Source organism: Thermodesulfobacteriota bacterium (assembly GCA_031082315.1).
GTDB lineage: Bacteria > Desulfobacterota > QYQD01 > QYQD01 > QYQD01 > QYQD01.
This window is the reverse complement of record JAVHLC010000013.1, coordinates 1,515-18,492: the sequence shown is the minus strand read 5'-3', so window position 1 is coordinate 18,492 and position 16,978 is coordinate 1,515. Positions and strand designations below refer to the sequence as shown.

18 protein-coding genes are annotated in these 16,978 nt (G+C 48.7%); 10 read left to right on the top strand and 8 right to left on the bottom strand.

The annotated features are described in order from the left end of the window. Positions 1 to 88: 88 nt before the first annotated feature. The 3 genes from RDU59_11270 to RDU59_11260 form a co-directional block, all read right to left on the bottom strand. Entirely contained in the window at positions 89 to 1,282 is a 1,194-nt protein-coding gene (locus RDU59_11270) for a hypothetical protein (protein ID MDQ7839055.1), read from the bottom strand. 370 nt (positions 1,283 to 1,652) lie between these two features. Then, the gene (locus RDU59_11265; protein ID MDQ7839054.1) at positions 1,653 to 2,462 is read right to left on the bottom strand and encodes a hypothetical protein; all 810 of its coding nucleotides are present in this window, start codon (positions 2,460 to 2,462) and stop codon (positions 1,653 to 1,655) included. 14 nt (positions 2,463 to 2,476) lie between these two features. Next, the gene (locus tag RDU59_11260) at positions 2,477 to 2,824 is read right to left on the bottom strand and encodes a hypothetical protein (GenBank protein ID MDQ7839053.1); all 348 of its coding nucleotides are present in this window, start codon (positions 2,822 to 2,824) and stop codon (positions 2,477 to 2,479) included. Positions 2,825 to 3,255: 431 nt separating this feature from the next. Between RDU59_11260 and RDU59_11255 the strand changes: the two genes are divergently transcribed. After that, entirely contained in the window at positions 3,256 to 3,543 is a 288-nt protein-coding gene (locus RDU59_11255; protein MDQ7839052.1) for a GYD domain-containing protein, read from the top strand. 235 nt (positions 3,544 to 3,778) lie between these two features. Here the strand turns inward: RDU59_11255 and trmFO are convergent, their stop codons facing one another. Together trmFO and RDU59_11245 are read right to left on the bottom strand one after the other, a co-directional pair. After that, the gene (trmFO, locus tag RDU59_11250; GenBank protein ID MDQ7839051.1) at positions 3,779 to 5,110 is read right to left on the bottom strand and encodes a methylenetetrahydrofolate--tRNA-(uracil(54)-C(5))-methyltransferase (FADH(2)-oxidizing) TrmFO; all 1,332 of its coding nucleotides are present in this window, start codon (positions 5,108 to 5,110) and stop codon (positions 3,779 to 3,781) included. Positions 5,111 to 5,150: 40 nt separating this feature from the next. Then, entirely contained in the window at positions 5,151 to 5,735 is a 585-nt protein-coding gene (locus RDU59_11245) for an SEC59/DGK1/VTE5 family protein (GenBank protein ID MDQ7839050.1), read from the bottom strand. 267 nt (positions 5,736 to 6,002) lie between these two features. On the opposite strand from RDU59_11245, the gene RDU59_11240 reads away from it, so the two are divergent. Next, the gene (locus RDU59_11240) at positions 6,003 to 7,229 is read left to right on the top strand and encodes a PAS domain-containing sensor histidine kinase (protein ID MDQ7839049.1); all 1,227 of its coding nucleotides are present in this window, start codon (positions 6,003 to 6,005) and stop codon (positions 7,227 to 7,229) included. A 56-nt stretch (positions 7,230 to 7,285) separates the two neighbouring features. Here the strand turns inward: RDU59_11240 and RDU59_11235 are convergent, their stop codons facing one another. Then, entirely contained in the window at positions 7,286 to 7,420 is a 135-nt protein-coding gene (locus RDU59_11235) for a hypothetical protein (GenBank protein MDQ7839048.1), read from the bottom strand. Positions 7,421 to 7,622: 202 nt separating this feature from the next. On the opposite strand from RDU59_11235, the gene RDU59_11230 reads away from it, so the two are divergent. The 8 genes from RDU59_11230 (at position 7,623) to RDU59_11195 (ending at position 14,591) form a co-directional block, all read left to right on the top strand. Then, entirely contained in the window at positions 7,623 to 8,669 is a 1,047-nt protein-coding gene (locus tag RDU59_11230; GenBank protein MDQ7839047.1) for a DUF933 domain-containing protein, read from the top strand. Positions 8,670 to 8,797: 128 nt separating this feature from the next. Beyond that, entirely contained in the window at positions 8,798 to 8,998 is a 201-nt protein-coding gene (gene tatA, locus RDU59_11225; protein ID MDQ7839046.1) for a twin-arginine translocase TatA/TatE family subunit, read from the top strand. A 27-nt stretch (positions 8,999 to 9,025) separates the two neighbouring features. Then, positions 9,026 to 9,328, top strand: a complete 303-nt coding sequence (locus tag RDU59_11220) for a twin-arginine translocase TatA/TatE family subunit (GenBank protein MDQ7839045.1) — start codon at positions 9,026 to 9,028, stop codon at positions 9,326 to 9,328. A 314-nt stretch (positions 9,329 to 9,642) separates the two neighbouring features. After that, entirely contained in the window at positions 9,643 to 10,554 is a 912-nt protein-coding gene (locus RDU59_11215; protein MDQ7839044.1) for a sugar phosphate nucleotidyltransferase, read from the top strand. Positions 10,555 to 10,557: 3 nt separating this feature from the next. Next, complete coding sequence (locus RDU59_11210) at positions 10,558 to 11,556, top strand: phosphotransferase (protein ID MDQ7839043.1); 999 nt, start codon at positions 10,558 to 10,560, stop codon at positions 11,554 to 11,556. Between the two features lie 10 nt (positions 11,557 to 11,566). Continuing rightward, complete coding sequence (der, locus tag RDU59_11205) at positions 11,567 to 12,910, top strand: ribosome biogenesis GTPase Der (protein ID MDQ7839042.1); 1,344 nt, start codon at positions 11,567 to 11,569, stop codon at positions 12,908 to 12,910. 7 nt (positions 12,911 to 12,917) lie between these two features. Beyond that, positions 12,918 to 13,208: a hypothetical protein gene (locus RDU59_11200; protein ID MDQ7839041.1), complete on the top strand. Its 291-nt coding sequence runs from the start codon at positions 12,918 to 12,920 to the stop codon at positions 13,206 to 13,208. A 225-nt stretch (positions 13,209 to 13,433) separates the two neighbouring features. After that, positions 13,434 to 14,591 carry a DNA polymerase IV gene (locus RDU59_11195; protein ID MDQ7839040.1) on the top strand — a complete coding sequence of 386 codons (1,158 nt, stop codon included), beginning with the start codon at positions 13,434 to 13,436 and terminating at the stop codon, positions 14,589 to 14,591. A 93-nt stretch (positions 14,592 to 14,684) separates the two neighbouring features. On the opposite strand, the gene RDU59_11190 is transcribed toward RDU59_11195, so the two are convergent. After that, positions 14,685 to 15,272: a PEP-CTERM sorting domain-containing protein gene (locus RDU59_11190; GenBank protein ID MDQ7839039.1), complete on the bottom strand. Its 588-nt coding sequence runs from the start codon at positions 15,270 to 15,272 to the stop codon at positions 14,685 to 14,687. Between the two features lie 626 nt (positions 15,273 to 15,898). Beyond that, positions 15,899 to 16,774: a choice-of-anchor L domain-containing protein gene (locus RDU59_11185; GenBank protein MDQ7839038.1), complete on the bottom strand. Its 876-nt coding sequence runs from the start codon at positions 16,772 to 16,774 to the stop codon at positions 15,899 to 15,901. Positions 16,775 to 16,978: the final 204 nt, after the last annotated feature.

Sequence of the window (16,978 nt, the reverse complement as noted above, 5' to 3'; positions counted from 1 at the left end):
CAGGCCATTTAAAATATGAGGGGTTGCCGGTCTCGCGCCGCATAACAATATCTTCAAGCGATTCCGGCAACCCCATAATCATAGGTTTTTAATCCCCCAGTGGAAGCGGGGTCAGCTTTTCAAATACCTTGCCCTCCTGGGTGATATAGAGAGTGACTCTGTCCAACATAACCTCCCACAAGGGCATAAACCGGCTCTGGGTCTGCTCCGAAGGCTGAAACATAAGCTGGGCCTGAATCCTCATCCTCGTGTCTTTACAGGCGCACAGATAGTTCCGGGCAATCCGTATGGCCTCATCCCTGGATAGGTACTTGATAGGTCTTTGAAAGACACCTACCTCCTGGAAACTTCCGTCATAAGCATTTACAAGGACCGCCCCCTGACTGAGTTTCCCTTCACTATAGCCGAGGGGGACCAGGAAATACCCCTTGCGTTTTGGATTCACCAGGAGCGGCTGAAGGACCTTGGTCTGCCGCAGTACGGCATAGGGCGACCTCTTTTCCAGGCGAAGTTCCTTGAACCACTTCATGGCATACTCTTTGGCGGCGCCCTCAGAGATTATACGCCCTTCTTCCACCTGCCTGGGCGCCTTGGCTACACCCTCTTTGGCGGGCGGTTCAATTACGGCGACATAGTTGCCGTTCCACTTACTGGCCGCGATATTGCCCGGCGTATACCAGTAATTGCCGTACCAGTTGGCGCCGGTCATTAAGGATCGTACGCCGCCGGATGTGGCCGCCGGGCAAGGAGGATTCCATGGATCGACGATCTCAATCGACTGGAGATTTATTGTAGCGTTTGTAGTAGGGTCCACATCTGTTGTGAAGCCGTCGATCATCACCCAATGCTGAAATCCATAGACCAATACGGCCGTCGGGAACTGTCGTCTGGTCATCCAATAGGCGACAGAGTACATCAGCGACTGGGCGTTGGAGTTGGCATAGATATTCCAACTCACCCCGGGGTCCCCGCCAAGTTCCATAAGGGTATCTCTGAGCCCATCAGGGTCTGTGGCCCAGTTTACCGCCAGGTCATCCCTGTGGGCCTGAATCCTGTTCCAGACATGCGTTTGCGTAAACGGATGTTCGGTTCCGCCCGGATATCCTTCCAGGATCATCTGTGTGGTGGCAGCACCACACCAGATATTAGTTTCCTGACAGTATGAAGGTACAGTATTGGGGGTTTCCAGGTATACATCGTGCTGGGCAAAAACACTGCCGGCCATTGCCAGTACCATTAATCCAATGAACACCAGACTTCTTAAAAACTTTAACTTGTGCATGTTTGTTACCTCCTCCTTATTGAAATTTTCCGGATATTATGTCTCATCGCCTGACTCCGGAGCCAAGGCGAAGGCGGCCTCCGCACTTTACGACATAACTTTTTAAAATAGTTGAGCAGCCTCTCCGATGTTACCTGTCCAGACAATGCTGAAAGTGCATGGCGTCCGGTTTTGACCATCTTCCGCCCCAAATGAAACCCACATCCTCAAAGCAGGCAGCGAACTCTTTCGACATTTCGAAGTCTCTTTGTCCAAAGGCATTCCAGGCGGCCCTGGCTCCCTCTTTTGAGAAACATATAGCCACCTTTTGACGGAATTTAATACAGCAGCTTAAACCGGTTAAACCGTTTGAACTGCTTAACAGGCTCTATTACTTTTTTACAGGGGCAGGCGCCTCATGGGTCTTTAGAAGATCGGTAATCAGACAGTCCATGCGTGGCCTGTCTCTCGGGCTCAGGTAGTTTTCCGGAAAGATTATTATCTTTATCCTGGCCTTATTTTCTTCCGGCCTTGCCTCCGCTAACACCACCGAATATCTCATGGCGTTTATACTGCTATTATCCACATAGGGCATATCAAAGTATGTCACTTCGAATCCGTCTTCATCTTCCGGTAATGTTCTTATGCGAATACGGTCTTCGCTTACCCCTAATAATTCCAATTGCAGCGGGCCGGCTGGAGTAACCTTACCTTTCTCAAGCCAACCCGGCTCCTCCCATACCTCGCCCCCGCTTCCTTCCAATTCCGCAATCTGGCGGCCAATCGTATCCTTGGCTACCCTCCGGAGTTCCATCCTGTGCAGGCTTGAGGTCAGTTTTCTGTCCAAGTGTTCAAAGAGGGGCTTGACGTTCAGGTATTCCTGAAAATTGAGGGCAATAAGTTTTAAAAATAGGAGTTGGGCCTCTTCGTCTTTTTTTTCAAAATAATGATTCATGAGCTGTTCAAACATCTTGGCCCTCAGGTTGGACTCCGAGGCCTCCCGGTTGCTCATAGTTTGTACAAAAAGCTGGGATTTCCGGTTGATCTCGGCCTCTCTTTCCCGGCTATTGTTTGCCCAGATGCCGTAGAGGGTAATAGCCCCGGAAATGACGGCTATGCCGATTCCCTTTATAACGATATCTGCCTTGTCCCAGGCATCTTTTCTTTTGTCATTTGTCTTATTACTTTGTTCCTGTGACATAGCCTTGCCTTCGCCTACCAATCAACCTGAAATCTCCACCTGCCGGGTATTTCAACTGCAAATGTCTGTTCGTTGCCTTTCTCAAATATAGTCAGTCCATATCTTCCATTGGGTGCGTCTAAGGTAAAAATTCCCCTGCCGTTGGTAAATGTGGTCTTGGGTTCGCGGCCAACCAGGCTGATCCTCACGTATTTTTTAAGGTCTCCCTTCCGGCCAATGACCGTCCCTTCCAGCTTACCGGCCTGAACTGTGGATGGGAGGAAAAACACCAAGGCGAGAAACAGAACAGTGACCCGGGATATTTTTCTGATTTCGTTGAGGGGGGCGGCCTCGGTTACTGCTGCACTCGTTCCGTTTGGCATTTTTAACCTCCTCGGACCTAAGCCCTTTTTATGTTTTTAAGCCTCGCTCAGTTTCGAAGAAAAACAGTTTATCCGGAAGGAACGGGCCAACCCTTCTCTCAGTCGCCGACCCAAGCTTAACAGGGAGTATATATGTGAGATTTGGTTTTTTAGAGGGCTGCGGGCTTCCATCCATGGAAATCCTCGTTTGTTAAAGAATAGATTTAGTTGCGCATTTTTTAATTAAAGACTATGAATTTGCATTCAGTTTGTCAAGAAAAATAAAAGTTATTTTTCGCACAGGTCATGCTAACCTTTATCAGGCGGCTGATAGCGATCTATACTGCAACGGTCGCTGTGGGATGCTGAAAATAGAATTTCTGTTGACAAGGACCACGCAGATTTGCAATCATAAAATTAAGATAAAAACCTATTTCCGACGGAGGCTTGCCATGGGTATTTATGTGATGCTTAGCAGTTTAACCGGTGAAGGTAGAGAGACCCTCAAAAAACATCCGGAACGAATCAAAGAGGTAAACAAGGAAGTGGAGGCCATGGGCGTAAAAATATTGGCTCAGTATGCCGTGCTCGGCCCCTATGACTTTGTCAATATCTTGGAAGCGCCGGATAATACCACGGTCACCAGGGTTTCCGTGGAGCTTGGGGCTCGGGGCACCATGCAAGGCATGACCTTAGCGGCAATCCCGATTGATGAGTTTATCAAGTCACTGAAGGGTTAAAGGATAAGGTTGATGAACTCGTAAAAAATCAAAGCATGGACGGCACAGTAAAAAGCTCCAGTTGTAAGGCGCGCAAATCCTATTATCAGTTGACCGTTGTCCGTCAACAAACCATGCACTTACGGTGAACGGTAAACAGTGAACGGTGAACTATTTCCATAGCTACGCCGCAGTGACGAAGGATGCCGCGCAACGCAGCAAATGGACTTTTTACGAAGCCGTCATAGAGGCACGTCTATACATCGTGGACGAGCACGCCTTTTTCTTTTATCCATATCTCTAGTGCCGCCAGCGCCCTTTCGGCGTAGACCTCTCCACGCTTTTTCTTGGGAATTTTTCCGGAGAGCGGGAGGAAGAGGCCGAAGTTGACATTCATAGGCTGGAATGATTCGGGTTTGCTTTCGGTTATGTGGTTTATTAGCGCCCCGTGGGCTGTAGCATCCGGTGGCGCAATCATTTCCTTACCACCGGCCAGGAGGGCGGCGTTTATCCCGGCTATCAATCCCATGGCAGTAGATTCCACATAGCCTTCCACCCCGGATATCTGACCGGCCAGAAAGATATTTTTATTTTTTTGTAATTGGAGGGTCTTGGCAATAACCACAGGCGCCTTGACAAAGGTGTTGCGGTGGATGCTGCCCAGACGGGCAAACTCTGCCTTTTCTAAGCCGGGTATCATACGGAAGATGCGTTCCTGTTCCGGCCATTTGAGTTTGGTCTGGAACCCAACCATGTTGTAAAGCGTCCCGGCCACATTTTCCTGTCTTAACTGCACCACGGCGTAGGCCTCTTTTCCTGCACGCGGGTCTCTTAATCCCACCGGTTTCATGGGACCGAAACGAAGGGTCTCATCCCCCCGTTCGGCCATGACCTCGATGGGCAGGCACCCCTCAAAATAGACCGGCTTTTCAAACGGTTTCAGAGGCACTTTGTCGGCCTCCTTTAATGCCCGGATAAAATCCTCGTATTGTTTCTCATCCATAGGGCAGTTCAGATAATCTCCCTCGCCCTCTGCATAACGTGAGGCCTTGAAGGCCACATTGAAGTCGATAGAGTCCTTGAAGATAATGGGGGCTATGGCGTCGTAGAAATACAGGTAATTTTCGCCGATCAGTTCTCCCAATCTTTTAGATAGCCCCTCCGAGGTCAAGGGGCCGGTAGCAATAATGGTTAGGCCTTCTTCCGGAATTTCCGTGACCTCTTCGCGCACTATGGTTATCAAGGGATGTTCAGCTATTTTTTTTGTTATGTAAGAAGAAAAGCGCTCCCGGTCAACGGCCAGCGCTTTCCCAGCCGGGACTTTGGTATTATCCGCCGCCTCCATAACGAGAGAACCCATGCGGCGCATCTCTTCCTTGAGCAGGCCCACGGCAGAATCCAGGGCATCGGACCGGAGTGAGTTGCTGCAAACCAGTTCAGCCAGATTTTGAGATTGGTGGGCGGGCGAGAATCTGACCGGTTTCATCTCATGAAGAGTAACCCGGATGCCTCTTTTAGCAATCTGATAGGCGGCTTCGCTTCCGGCCAGTCCGCCGCCGATAATATTAATCGTTTTGTGGCCTGACATAATTATATTGAAAATACCAGGGAGCATAGACACCGTCAACCTAAAACAAAATCACGTAGGACAGACCGATAGCCAGCGGCACAGTCAGGTTGTCATCAATTGGGGAGGGGAAAAGCTCGGCCAGAGTCCCAGCCAGGGCGGGTATAAAATGTTTTAAGGGCTCACGGCCAAAATATACTGCCAGAATTATCCATGCTGAAATTAAGAAGGCCGCGCTCCCCTCTACAGTCTTATTCCCTATCCTGTGTCTCCCTAAACGCTGACCGGCTAGGGCGGCCGCGGCATCCGACAAGGTTTGCACTGCCAGCGCCGCAATAGCGATCTGTTTTGGAAAAAGGATGATAGTCAGGCCGGAACCAGCGAGATAGTAGAGACTGGCCGCAGGTCTGCTATATTCCCTGTCGCGTAATAGATTTTTGGCGACCCGCAGGTATATCCTTCCCAGCCATTTTATTCTGAGCCTGGCCACGTCAATGATTATGAAGGCGGCTGCCATCGGAAAAAAGAGGTACAAAAAGATATTTTCCGGAAGATACATGTAGGCCAATGGGATGCACAGGCCGCAAAGATGAAAGGCCTTCCTCCAGTATTCGACCGTTGCTATCGGAGATTGCCCGCTTTGCATGATTAAGACGTTGCCTTTGGGTAATTACTCAGGTTGTTAGGTTCACGGTTCACGGTTGGCTACTTTGCGCTTTTCATATTTTAACCTTGAACCGTGGAACTTTGAACCTTAGTAGCTGCGTCTTTTGAATCTCTTTATTCGCCGTATCAAGGGCCATATTAAGAGAAAAAATGCACATTGCCCGAATATTCTTATAAATTCAATTAATAAGGTCGATAGATAATTACATAAAACCTCGTTAAAAGAAAGTGAGAAAGACCAAAGGACATGCTGAACGGATCGCTTGCCGAAATAAGAAAAAAATCCTGGATTAATAATAAAGAGTTCATAGATGATCTTTATACACCAGAGATCAATCCAGAAATCGATTTTAATAACTTCAGACCTGCATCTGCTCTGGGGGCTGATACATACGAGGTCTTATTCGCACATATCCCCGAGCAGGTCGTCGTGTTAGATCGCAAAGGTAATATCGTCGAAGTCAGCCCTTCTGTGTGCATAGAGCTTGGCTACTCACAGGATGAGATACTAGGTATGCGGTATCGTGATATTGCTGCTTCAGGAGTAGCAAAAACACCTGCCCGCCTTTTTACGAAGGATATAAATGACCAGCCGGTTACCTTTAAAACAGCTTATGTCTGTAAAAATGGCGCGGCAAAACCTGTAGAGGTAAGTTGCCGTGCCATATACTGCCATTCAAAGAAATTCTTCCTGACAGTTGCCAGGGGCATTACAGAGCAACAGAAAAAAGAGCCCGGGGTTGAAAAGGCCTATGCAGAAATTCAAACTCTCGAGCAAATGAGGAATCAATACCTGGCCGGCATCGTTCATGATTTGAAGACACCCTTGACGGCGGTCAAAGGCTTTGTCGATATGATGTTGAGTGAGAAAGCAGGTCCGCTTACGGCCAAGCAGGACAAATTCCTGCGGAGTTGTTCCATGGCCATTAGTCGTGAGGCTGAGCTGGTAGAATGCCTTGAGAATTATTCCCGGGCAAAGGCTGGAAAGCCGGTTATAAATAAAGGAGAGGTGGATATCAGCGATGTTTTAAGGAAGAGCCTGGCCTGGCTGGAACCCCTCGCCGAACTCAAGAATATAATTATGGAAACAGAGATAGAACACGGCCCCATGATTATACAGGGCGACGCACATCAGTTGAGCAGGGTGTTTAATAACCTTTTTTCCAATGCCGTAAAGTACAACCAGCTTGGAGGCAGCGTTAAAATTGAGGCCAGGGCCTATGGTCTGGAAAAGGTGTGTATTTCAGTTAAAGATACGGGTATTGGCATCCCGTCTGAAGAACAGGGAAAGGTCTTTGAGCGATATTACCGGGCCAAATCTTCGCATTCAACTAAGGCCCCGGGAATGGGAATCGGACTCGCGGTAGTCAGGGAAATCATCCAGCTCCACGGAGGTGAAATTTTCGTAGATAGTGAACCAGGCCGTGGATCCACCTTCTATGCTATTTTCAAGCTCCTGCCACCCCCACAATAGCTAACCTTTTTAACCCGATAGCGCCTCTTGCAAAACTTTTGTAACCGGCCTTCTCGTCATTCCGGCGAAAGCCGGAATCCAGTAATTTCAAGCGAATCAGGATACTCCTGGACACCGGTTTTCACCGGTGTGACGACTTTTGCAGGAGCCTCTATAATGACATCATTGTATCTCTTCTTCGTAGATTCCACATCTCGGCGACCTTTTCCCGCCATGTCATTGCATTATTCATAAGCAGATGTTATCTATTGGGCTGTCAGCATTCAGCCATCAGCAGTCAGTAAAATAAAAGAGCTGGATGATCCGATCTGGCGGGTCCTGCAATAGGTCATGACGGACTGATAGCCGAATCCTCACAGTGCTGACAGAAAATAATAGAAAGAAGGATACCAGATGAAACTGGCTATAATTGGCCTACCCGGTTCCGGTAAAACCACACTCTTTAATGCCCTGACCAGGGGACACGCGGCGATATCTGCGGGAGGACGATCCAGGGAAGCTAATATTGGTGTGGTAAAGGTGCCGGATGGCCGTGTGGACCTGCTTTCCACTATGTATGAGCCTCAAAAGACTATCTATGCCAACGTTGAGTATGCGGATGTAGGCGGCCTTGATAGCTCCGGCGAAAAAGACAACCCCCTTGACGAAAAACTGTGGACTCTTGTGCGGCCGGCAGATGCCATCGTGCTTGTAGCCCGTAACTTTGAGACAGGCGGTATTGCGCCTGCGGCCCGGTCTGATATAGGGAAGGTAGAATCCGAACTTATACTGGCTGACCTTATCGTGGTAGAAAAGAGGCTTGCCAGGATAGAAGAAGATAAAAAAAGGGGACGGAAGATAGACGAAGAAGAGCATAATCTACTTTCCATGTGTCTTACTGCACTGGAAGAGGAAAAACCTCTGCGCTCCCTCAGTGAGGCAGTGTCTTCACCCCTCCTCAAAGGATTTGCCTTCCTTTCGGCAAAACCAATCTTGTGGATTATCAATAACGGGGAGAAATATACAAAGGTGGAGGGTTACGAAGCGCCGCCCAACACCATGGTCGCCGAGGTCTGCGGCCAGCTCGAGATGGAGCTTGCGCAGTTAAGCCCGGAGGAGTCCGAAGTTTTCCGCGGCGGTCTGGAGGTGGATGCCGAACCGGCCTTGCAAAGAATTATACGTTACTCCTATGCCCTTTTGGGACTTATTTCTTTCTTTACCGTAGGAAAGGATGAGGTGCGCGCCTGGACAATTACGAAAGGCACGCCTGCCCGGAAGGCGGCGGGCGTGATACATTCCGATATAGAGAAGGGATTTATCCGGGCCGAGGTCCTGGCGTATGATGATCTTGTAGAACACGGTTCCTATGCCCAGGCCCAAAAGAAGGGACTGGCTCGACTGGAGGGCCGTGACTACATCGTCCAGGATGGCGACATAATAAACTTCCGGTTTAATGTATAGGACGATCGGGTAGTATCAATTAGTCAGCGGGCATAAGCCCGGAGCCTTTTTAATTGACAGCCACAACAGAAGGGTGTTAATAATAGGTTAATACGTTATTATTCAGATCTCTCGGAGGATTTTCTTTCATGTTCGGGTTAGGGATGCCGGAGCTTTTGATTATTCTGGTTATTGTTGTGATTATCTTCGGCGCGAGTAAATTGCCGCAGATAGGGAGTGGTATCGGTAAGGGCATACGAAACTTTCGCAAGAATATCCGGGGGGAGGAAGAGACCCCGTCCGACCAGTCTAAAATAGAGGGAAAAAACAAGCCCGGTTCCGATGATTAGGTGGCTCCAGCGGCGAGGAGGCTAGGTATGTTTGGCTTAGGGACGCAAGAGCTTATAATTATTTTGATCGTCGCTTTTTTTATCTTCGGGGCCAAAAGACTTCCGGAAATTGGCCGGGACCTGGGGAAAGGGATTCGTTCCTTTAAAAAAGGCCTGAATGATATCGAAGAAGATAGCAAAGGGCTTCTCTCTGAACAGACAGATAATAAGACAAAACAAGATACAACTGCGGTGAGGGACCAGAATCCCCTGGAAAGGGCCGTGGGCGATCTCCCCGGAGTGAAGGAAGCACGTGAAGTAAAGGAGAGTATTGACAAATTAAAGGCTTAAACTTCGGTTCATGGATTCCAACCCCCACTTTATACCCGCCATCCTGGTTTTTCGTAACTATTCAGCCACAGATTCACACAGATGAACGCAGATAGGTTTAAATACAAAAAAATCACAGATATTATTTTTAGAAGTTTTGAGGCAGAAAACCAGGATTCATAAAGATTTGTATATGATAATAAAAGAAAAAATATCAGTGATGATCGGCGTAGATCGGCGGCTGAGTAGTTACGGTTTTTCTAATAAAACAACTCGAACGTCGAGCGTTAAAGGCTGACCGCTGATGGCTGAAAGCCGACAGCTCAAGAGATAATATGAAGGCCATGATTCTGGCAGCCGGGTTTGGTACACGCTTAAAGCCGCTCACTCTCCTTAAGCCCAAGCCCCTTTTCCCGGTCCTCAATAAACCTCTTCTGGCAATAATAATTGAGCAGCTCCGGCGTGCCGGGGTGACTGAGATAGCGGTCAATACCCATCACCTGGGCGATCAGATTGCGGCATTCCTTGAAAAATATAATCTCTCGGGAATTACTGCCCACGTCCTTCACGAGAATGTTATCATGGGTACAGGCGGCGGAATCAGAAATGCCAAACGTTTTTTAGATGACGCACCCTTCCTGGTAATCAATGGGGATATATTTACTACCATAGACTTAAGGGCGGTCTATAGTTTCCATATCGCTTCAGGCAATACGGCGACCATGTCGCTCCACCACTACCCGAAATACAACAGTGTCCTGGTTGACGACCGGGATTATATAAAGGGCTTTAGCTCTCGTCCGGACGGCCGGATGGCCTTTACCGGCATCCATGTGATAAATCCGGATGTCCTTTCTCTTATCCCCGAAGGGGTCTATTATGATATACTGGATGCCTATCGCGCCCTTATCTCAAAGGGCGCAAAGCTGGGCGCCTTCAGGGTTAGCGGCCACTATTGGACGGACATCGGGACGACAGAGGCCTATCTGTCGCTCCATGGCGATTTATTAAGCGGCCGGGTGAAAGGGATAGATGACCTTCTGCCGTGTGACTCTCCCTTTTGTCTGGGGGAGGATGTCTCCATAGCCGAAGGCGTGGAGTTTACAGATTGGGTCTCCCTGGGCGACCGGGTCTCTGTGGAGCCTTATACACACCTGACGCAGTCCGTAGTCTGGGAGGGGGCCCAAATAAAGGCCAACAGCCGGATCGTCAATACCGTGGTACACGGCGTCTTTCCACAGGATTAAGCGGTGTTACAGGATATTATAAAACCTTATCTTTCTCTGATTACGAACGAAGGGGTAGCGCCGGACCTTATAATGCTCACCGGCGACGGTTCTAACCGCCCTTTTTATCGTATCTCCGGGTCTAAAGGATCGCTCATAGTTGTCCTGCCTGAGAGTAAAGACCCCCTGCACCTTAAGGAAAGCGAGGCCTATCATTACATAGGCCGGCATCTGGCCGCAAAGGGTATCCCCACACCGGTTATCTACGGTTATGACCGGACCACCGGGGCCATCATCATGGAAGACCTGGGGGATGCGCATCTTGAGCGAGCCGTCAGGGAAGAAAACAATACCGGAGCGACGGAAAGGTGGTATCTGGAGGCCGTGGATATCCTGGTGAACATGCAAGTAAGAGGGGCCGAGGGGTTTGATACCCGGTATTGTTTTGATACGCCTGTTTATGACCGAAGGCTTATGTTGGAACGGGAGTCCGGCTATTTCCTGCAGGCCTTCTTACAGGGCTACCTGGGGCTGGAGATCACACGGGATGAACTGGCCCCGGATTTTGAAAGGCTGGCTGACCTGGCCGGTGAACAACACCCTACCCTCTTTCTCCATCGTGATTTCCAGTCAAGGAATCTCATGGTCTATAAGGGGCGGCTGCGGTTAATAGACTTTCAGGGCGGACGCCTCGGCCCCCCGGCCTATGACCTGGCCTCTCTTCTCTTTGATCCCTACGTTGACCTGCCGGATGATATGAGAGAGTCATTGTTTGAGACCTATCTTCGCAGGATGAAAATCCAGCAGCGGATTAATGAAGAAGACTTCCGGCATCATTTCTGGTATATAGCCCTGCAACGGGCCCTGCAGGTGCTGGGGGCCTTTGGTTTCCTGACCCGGGTAAAGAAAAAATCCTTTTTCGAGCCGTATATCCCGGTGGCGGTAAAGAACTTGAAAAATATCCTGGACCGGGAGATATTTGTTTCTTTCCAGAAACTACGCCAGGTAGTAAATCATATCTAATGAGGTATTCATGCCTTTTCTAGTGGCTATTGTAGGCCGGCCAAATACCGGTAAATCAACCTTTTTTAACCGCCTGACGCACAGCCGGAGGGCTATCGTTGACTCCACACCGGGGGTGACGAGAGATCGGAATTACGGTGAGGTTACCTGGGAAGGAAAACAGTTTGTCCTGGTTGACACGGGCGGATTCGAACCGGCCGGAGATGATAAACTGGTCTCAAGGATGCAGGAGCAGACCACCATGGCCATGGAAGAGGCCGATGCCATTATCTTTCTCATGGACGGACGGGAGGAACTTACGGCTACCGATTATGAAGCCGTCGATCGCCTGCGGAAGATAGAAAAGCCGGTGTTCTACGTGGCAAACAAGATAGACAGTCTGGAAAAGGAGGACCTCCTCTTAGATTTTTACCAGCTCGGCGTGGATCACATTTATGGGGTTTCGGCTGAACATGGTTATGGCATCAGGGATTTTTTGGATGAGCTTGTTGCTCACATTCCTACGGAGAGCGCTGCAGATGCCGGGCCGGAAGTTATACGGATGGCCATACTGGGGCGGCCGAACGTGGGCAAATCTTCGCTGGTTAACAGGTTGCTGGGCGAAGAAAGGATGCTGGTGACCGAGGTGGCCGGTACCACGCGTGATTCCGTGGACACTATCCTGGAAAGGGGTGGGACAAAATACCGACTGATCGATACCGCCGGAATAAGGAAGAAGGGGCGTATCAGCCATCGTTTGGAAAAGTACAGCATTCTAAAGGCATTAAAGAGCCTGGCGGAGTGCGACGTGGCCATTGTGCTTGTTGACGCCGTAGAAGGGATTACCGAGCAGGATACCCACATCCTTGGCTATGTCTCGGATAATCACAAGGGCTGTATTATAGCAATTAATAAGTGGGATCTGGTGAAGGATGATGAGAAGCGTAAGAAAAAGCTCATGGAGGATATTACTGTGGCCGTGCCTTTTACGGCCTATGCCCCGGTGTTGAAAATCTCTGCCCTGAGCGGTTATCGGGTTAACAGCATACTAAAGTCTGTGGACAAGGTATATGAACAATACACTGCCCGCATCTCCACCGGTAAGGTTAACCAGGCCCTCAAGGAAATCCTCGCTCATCACGAACCGCCTCTCCGAAACGGGCGCCGCGTCAAGTTATACTATATGACCCAGACCGGGATAAAGCCGCCTACCTTTGTGGTCTTCAGCAATTACCCGGAGTCCATCCATTTTTCCTACGAACGCTACCTTATCAATCAACTACGCGAGAAGTTCGCCTTTGACCGGTGTCCGCTCCGGCTTATCCTACGGCGCCGCGAAAAAAGCGAACGTCCCGGGGGCAAAAAGAAGACATAGTCTTATTATGCATCTAAAAGATCTCAAGTCAGAGACTAAGGCTACTTTTTTAAGGTACCGGGACGAGATACTGAATGAAGTCCTCCAGGCTCAGAATCTTATGGGTATCCTTATGAAAGGTACGCACGCCAGGTGGACAGAGGAAGATCTGGCCGCCATGAAGAAACACTTTGCCCGTCTCGCCAAAAGGATACCCGCCTTATCCATCTTGCTCCTGCCTGGGGGACTGCTGCTTTTACCGATTCTGGCCGAGGTGCTCGACCGACGGAAGAGAAAGAGAACCGCAGGGGGAAAGTGAAAATGAAGCTCAAAGATCGAGGCTGAAAGCCAAAAAGAATGACAAATTTCAAATTTCAAATGAATGTCAAATGTCAAAGCCCAAAAGCTGAAGGCTGAAGGCCCGACTTTGGCATTTAGTCATTTGAAAGTGATTTGGCATTTGGATTTTGGCATTTGAAATTCTAGCAAGCCCTTTTAGTTCTACGCCTTCGACATATCCGCGTTAGGAGCGAATAAATAAAAAATGTCACGCACTATCCTGCACATGGATATGGACGCCTTTTTTGCCGCGGTAGAGCAGGCCGATAATCCCGCGCTTAAGGGCAAACCGGTCATCGTGGGCGGCGCAAAACGAGGCGTCGTCTCTACCGCCTCTTACGAGGCCCGGAAATACGGTGTGCGGTCGGCCATGCCCATCTTCGAGGCCAAAAGGCGCTGCCCGCAGGGTATCTTTCTACCGGTCAGGATGGAAAGGTATCAGGAGGTATCACAAAAGATGATGGCCGTGCTGGAGGCCGTATCGCCGCTTGTCGAGCAGGTATCCATAGACGAGGCCTTTGTCGATCTCACCGGCACGGAAAGGCTGCACGGTGACTGTATCCGGGTAGCCCGTAAGATCAAAGAAAGAATATGGGCAGAGACCTCTCTGACCTGTTCTATTGGCATTGCCCCCAATAAGTTTCTGGCCAAGATAGCCTCTGACCTGCAAAAGCCTGACGGGCTGACGATCGTACCGGAAGAAGTGCAGAGTTTTTTGAAAGACCTGCCGGGCGGTAAACTGCCCGGTGTCGGCCCCAAATCTGAAGAGACGCTCCGAGGGCTGGGAATCCGCATCGTTTCTGATATTCTGAGCGTCCCGCCCGGGGTATTGGAAAGAAAATTCGGCAAGTATGGCCTGCGCCTGGTGGAATTGGCCCAGGGGATCGACGATTCACCGGTTATCCCTTCCAGCCCGGCCAAATCCATGGGCAGCGAAGATACCCTCCCCGAGGACACAACCGATATTAATACCCTTAAGAAGCAGCTCCTGTCACAGGCAGAAGAGGCAGGGGAACGGCTGCGCAGGCATGGTTTAAAAGGGCGGACCATAACCTTAAAGCTGAAACACAGCGACTTTACCCTGGTAACCAGAAGCCACAGCCTTAAAGAGGCCACGTGTGCGACTAAAATCCTCTATGACACCGCCGTTATGCTTCTGGAACGGTATAATCTGAAGATGTCCGTGCGTTTGATCGGACTCGCCGTTTCCAATTTTGGCGGGGGGCAGCAATATTCTCTCCTCCCCGGCCTGGAAAAAGAGATGGAAAAACTGGAACGGGTCGATCATGCCATTGACCGTATCCGGGAAAAACTTGGGCCAGGGATGATAAAACGGGGGCTACTTCACCAGCAGTGTAAATAGAACATAAAAGCCACCCTGGGGATTTCCCCGAGGTGGCTTTGTATGGTTTTTGATTATCTTTTTTTTAATAAACAGAACAAACCAAACAGGACACTAGCTTTTCTTACTCCTCTTTCTCAAGAAGCCTGCAGCTCCCGCTATACCGGTACCGAAAAGAATCATGGTACAGGGTTCGGGGACAGGATTGGGATTAGGATCAGGTAACACACCGCCATCGACTGAAAGAACTGATTTGGCAAGCGTAACCGCCCACCCAGCAGCAGTGGTATCTATTACCATAGAAACTTGAAGACCAGCGGCAATCTCATCGAAAAAATCCGATCCCAAGGTAAATGTCGCATAAGACCAGGTATCGTTTACACCAGTCAAATACCCTAGCGAGGACCAAGACGATAAATCACTGTCCCAAACGAAAATCTCATCCCGCTCACCATAGTCATAATCCACATCAAATGCACTGATATTCAAAGATGCAGATGTAATGGTCCCGCCAATGGCGTTGTGTGTCCAGCCCCAATCCTCGCCATACCAGCGATAATACGGATCATCATACTTTTGCGCATCTGTAGGCACAAAATATCCAGTAGGAGCCTGGATAGTATCTGTGACAGGAGCTGCGAGGGCGACACTTACAAATACCAACATTACTCCAAAAGCGATTAATAATATTATCTTTTTCATCTTCTCACCTCCTCCTATTTAAAATTTCCCAGAATCATATCTTCAAAGTGAATTGTGCTTCAATAATTTAGCAATTTTTATGCCAGATGCACAAAGACTTTTTAAAATAAAAAATATATTATTTACGGATAGTTAGCGTACACGGCGGCGGATCATTTTTTGACTGAATGGAAAAGATTTTCTCTTTAGTGGAAAAATAGTTCCACTTTTGTGAAAATAGTTTCACTTTCTTGGAAACCACCTTTTCACTTCTTTTTGCCCTTGCCTGTATTTTTTCTGTCCTGACGCCCCGCGTTCTCCCTGCCCATCTGCGAATGAATCACCTGACCGCCATGATTTGAACTGACCTTTAAGACAGGATTTTTGCGCAAAAAACATTATTTAAAAATCCCTCCTGTCCCCCCTTTTCCAAAGGGAGGAAATGCGAGGCCCCGGGATTTGGGCTAATGCCGGCACCTGAGAAGCTTATGGAGATAGATGGAATTAATCTAGACGATGAGACCTTACGAAGATGGTTAGTACAATAAAATGGCTGCCCCAAAAACTAAAAAAATGTAAATAGAACATAAAAGCCACCTTGGGGATTCCCCAGCGGTGGCTTTTATGGTTTTTTTGATTATCTCTTTTTAGACTTTTTTGGAAAGCTTCTTCCGTCCAAACCCGGCCAGACCAACCAGACCGGAACCAAGCAACACCATGGTCGCGGGCTCTGGAACATCTGGGTTCACAGGATCTTGAGAAAAACTTTTTGCCTGTAAAAAAACTCCGGAATCCAAAACGCTATCACCGGCATCTGCTATGGCCAATGTCAGATGATATGTATTCCCAGCAGTCAGCCCTAGTATGCTGGCTGTAAACACGTCGGTAAACCCGTCATATTCAAAAGCAAATGGAATCGGAGATAGGTCACCAGGATCATTATCGTTATAATAGAGAGAGTTGGATCCGTTGTTTACATTGTTGATGGCAACTGCTGTCGATGTCCCTGGAATGAGCGCCACGTTATCTGAAACTGCCGTTCCATTAAAAAAGAAGCCAAACACGTCATTATAACTTGTATTAACGTACTCATTATACTCGTCAGAACCAAAGACATAGTTGAAATAAGCTGAGTTCCCGGCGCTCACGAAGTCAAACTCCAGAGTGGTGGCATCATATGTGGTATAACCAGGGATCAAAGCATTGAGCATGCTGGAACCCGCTAAACCATTAGCACCTGTTATGCTGTCTGAAGTATTAGATGTGCCATCCAGGTGGGAAGCGTACCCAGAGGTCAAGACAATACCGCTTTGAATGCCGATTCCAGCGGCAAGGCCACCCGTAAAATATCCCGATGCAGCGTTTGCTCCCGTATAAGTAACATTCGATATTGTGACCCCCGGCCCCACAAGACTTTGGGCTAAATTAGTGGCGCTGTCCAGCGGCGTTACCGTCAAAGCAAATGCCGGAGCCCAAAGCGCTACGAGGGACACGACGCACAAAAACATCAAGAGCTTTTTCATTCTTTTTCACCTCCTTCCATTTAAAATTTCTCAGACCATTCTTCAAATTGTAACTCAATTATTAGCAATTTGTATGCCAGATGCATAAAGACTTTTTAAAATAAAAAATATATTATTTACGGATAGTTAGCGTACACGGCGGCAGATCATTTTTTGACTGAATGGAAAAGATTTTCTCTTTAGTGGAAAAATAGTTCCATTTTT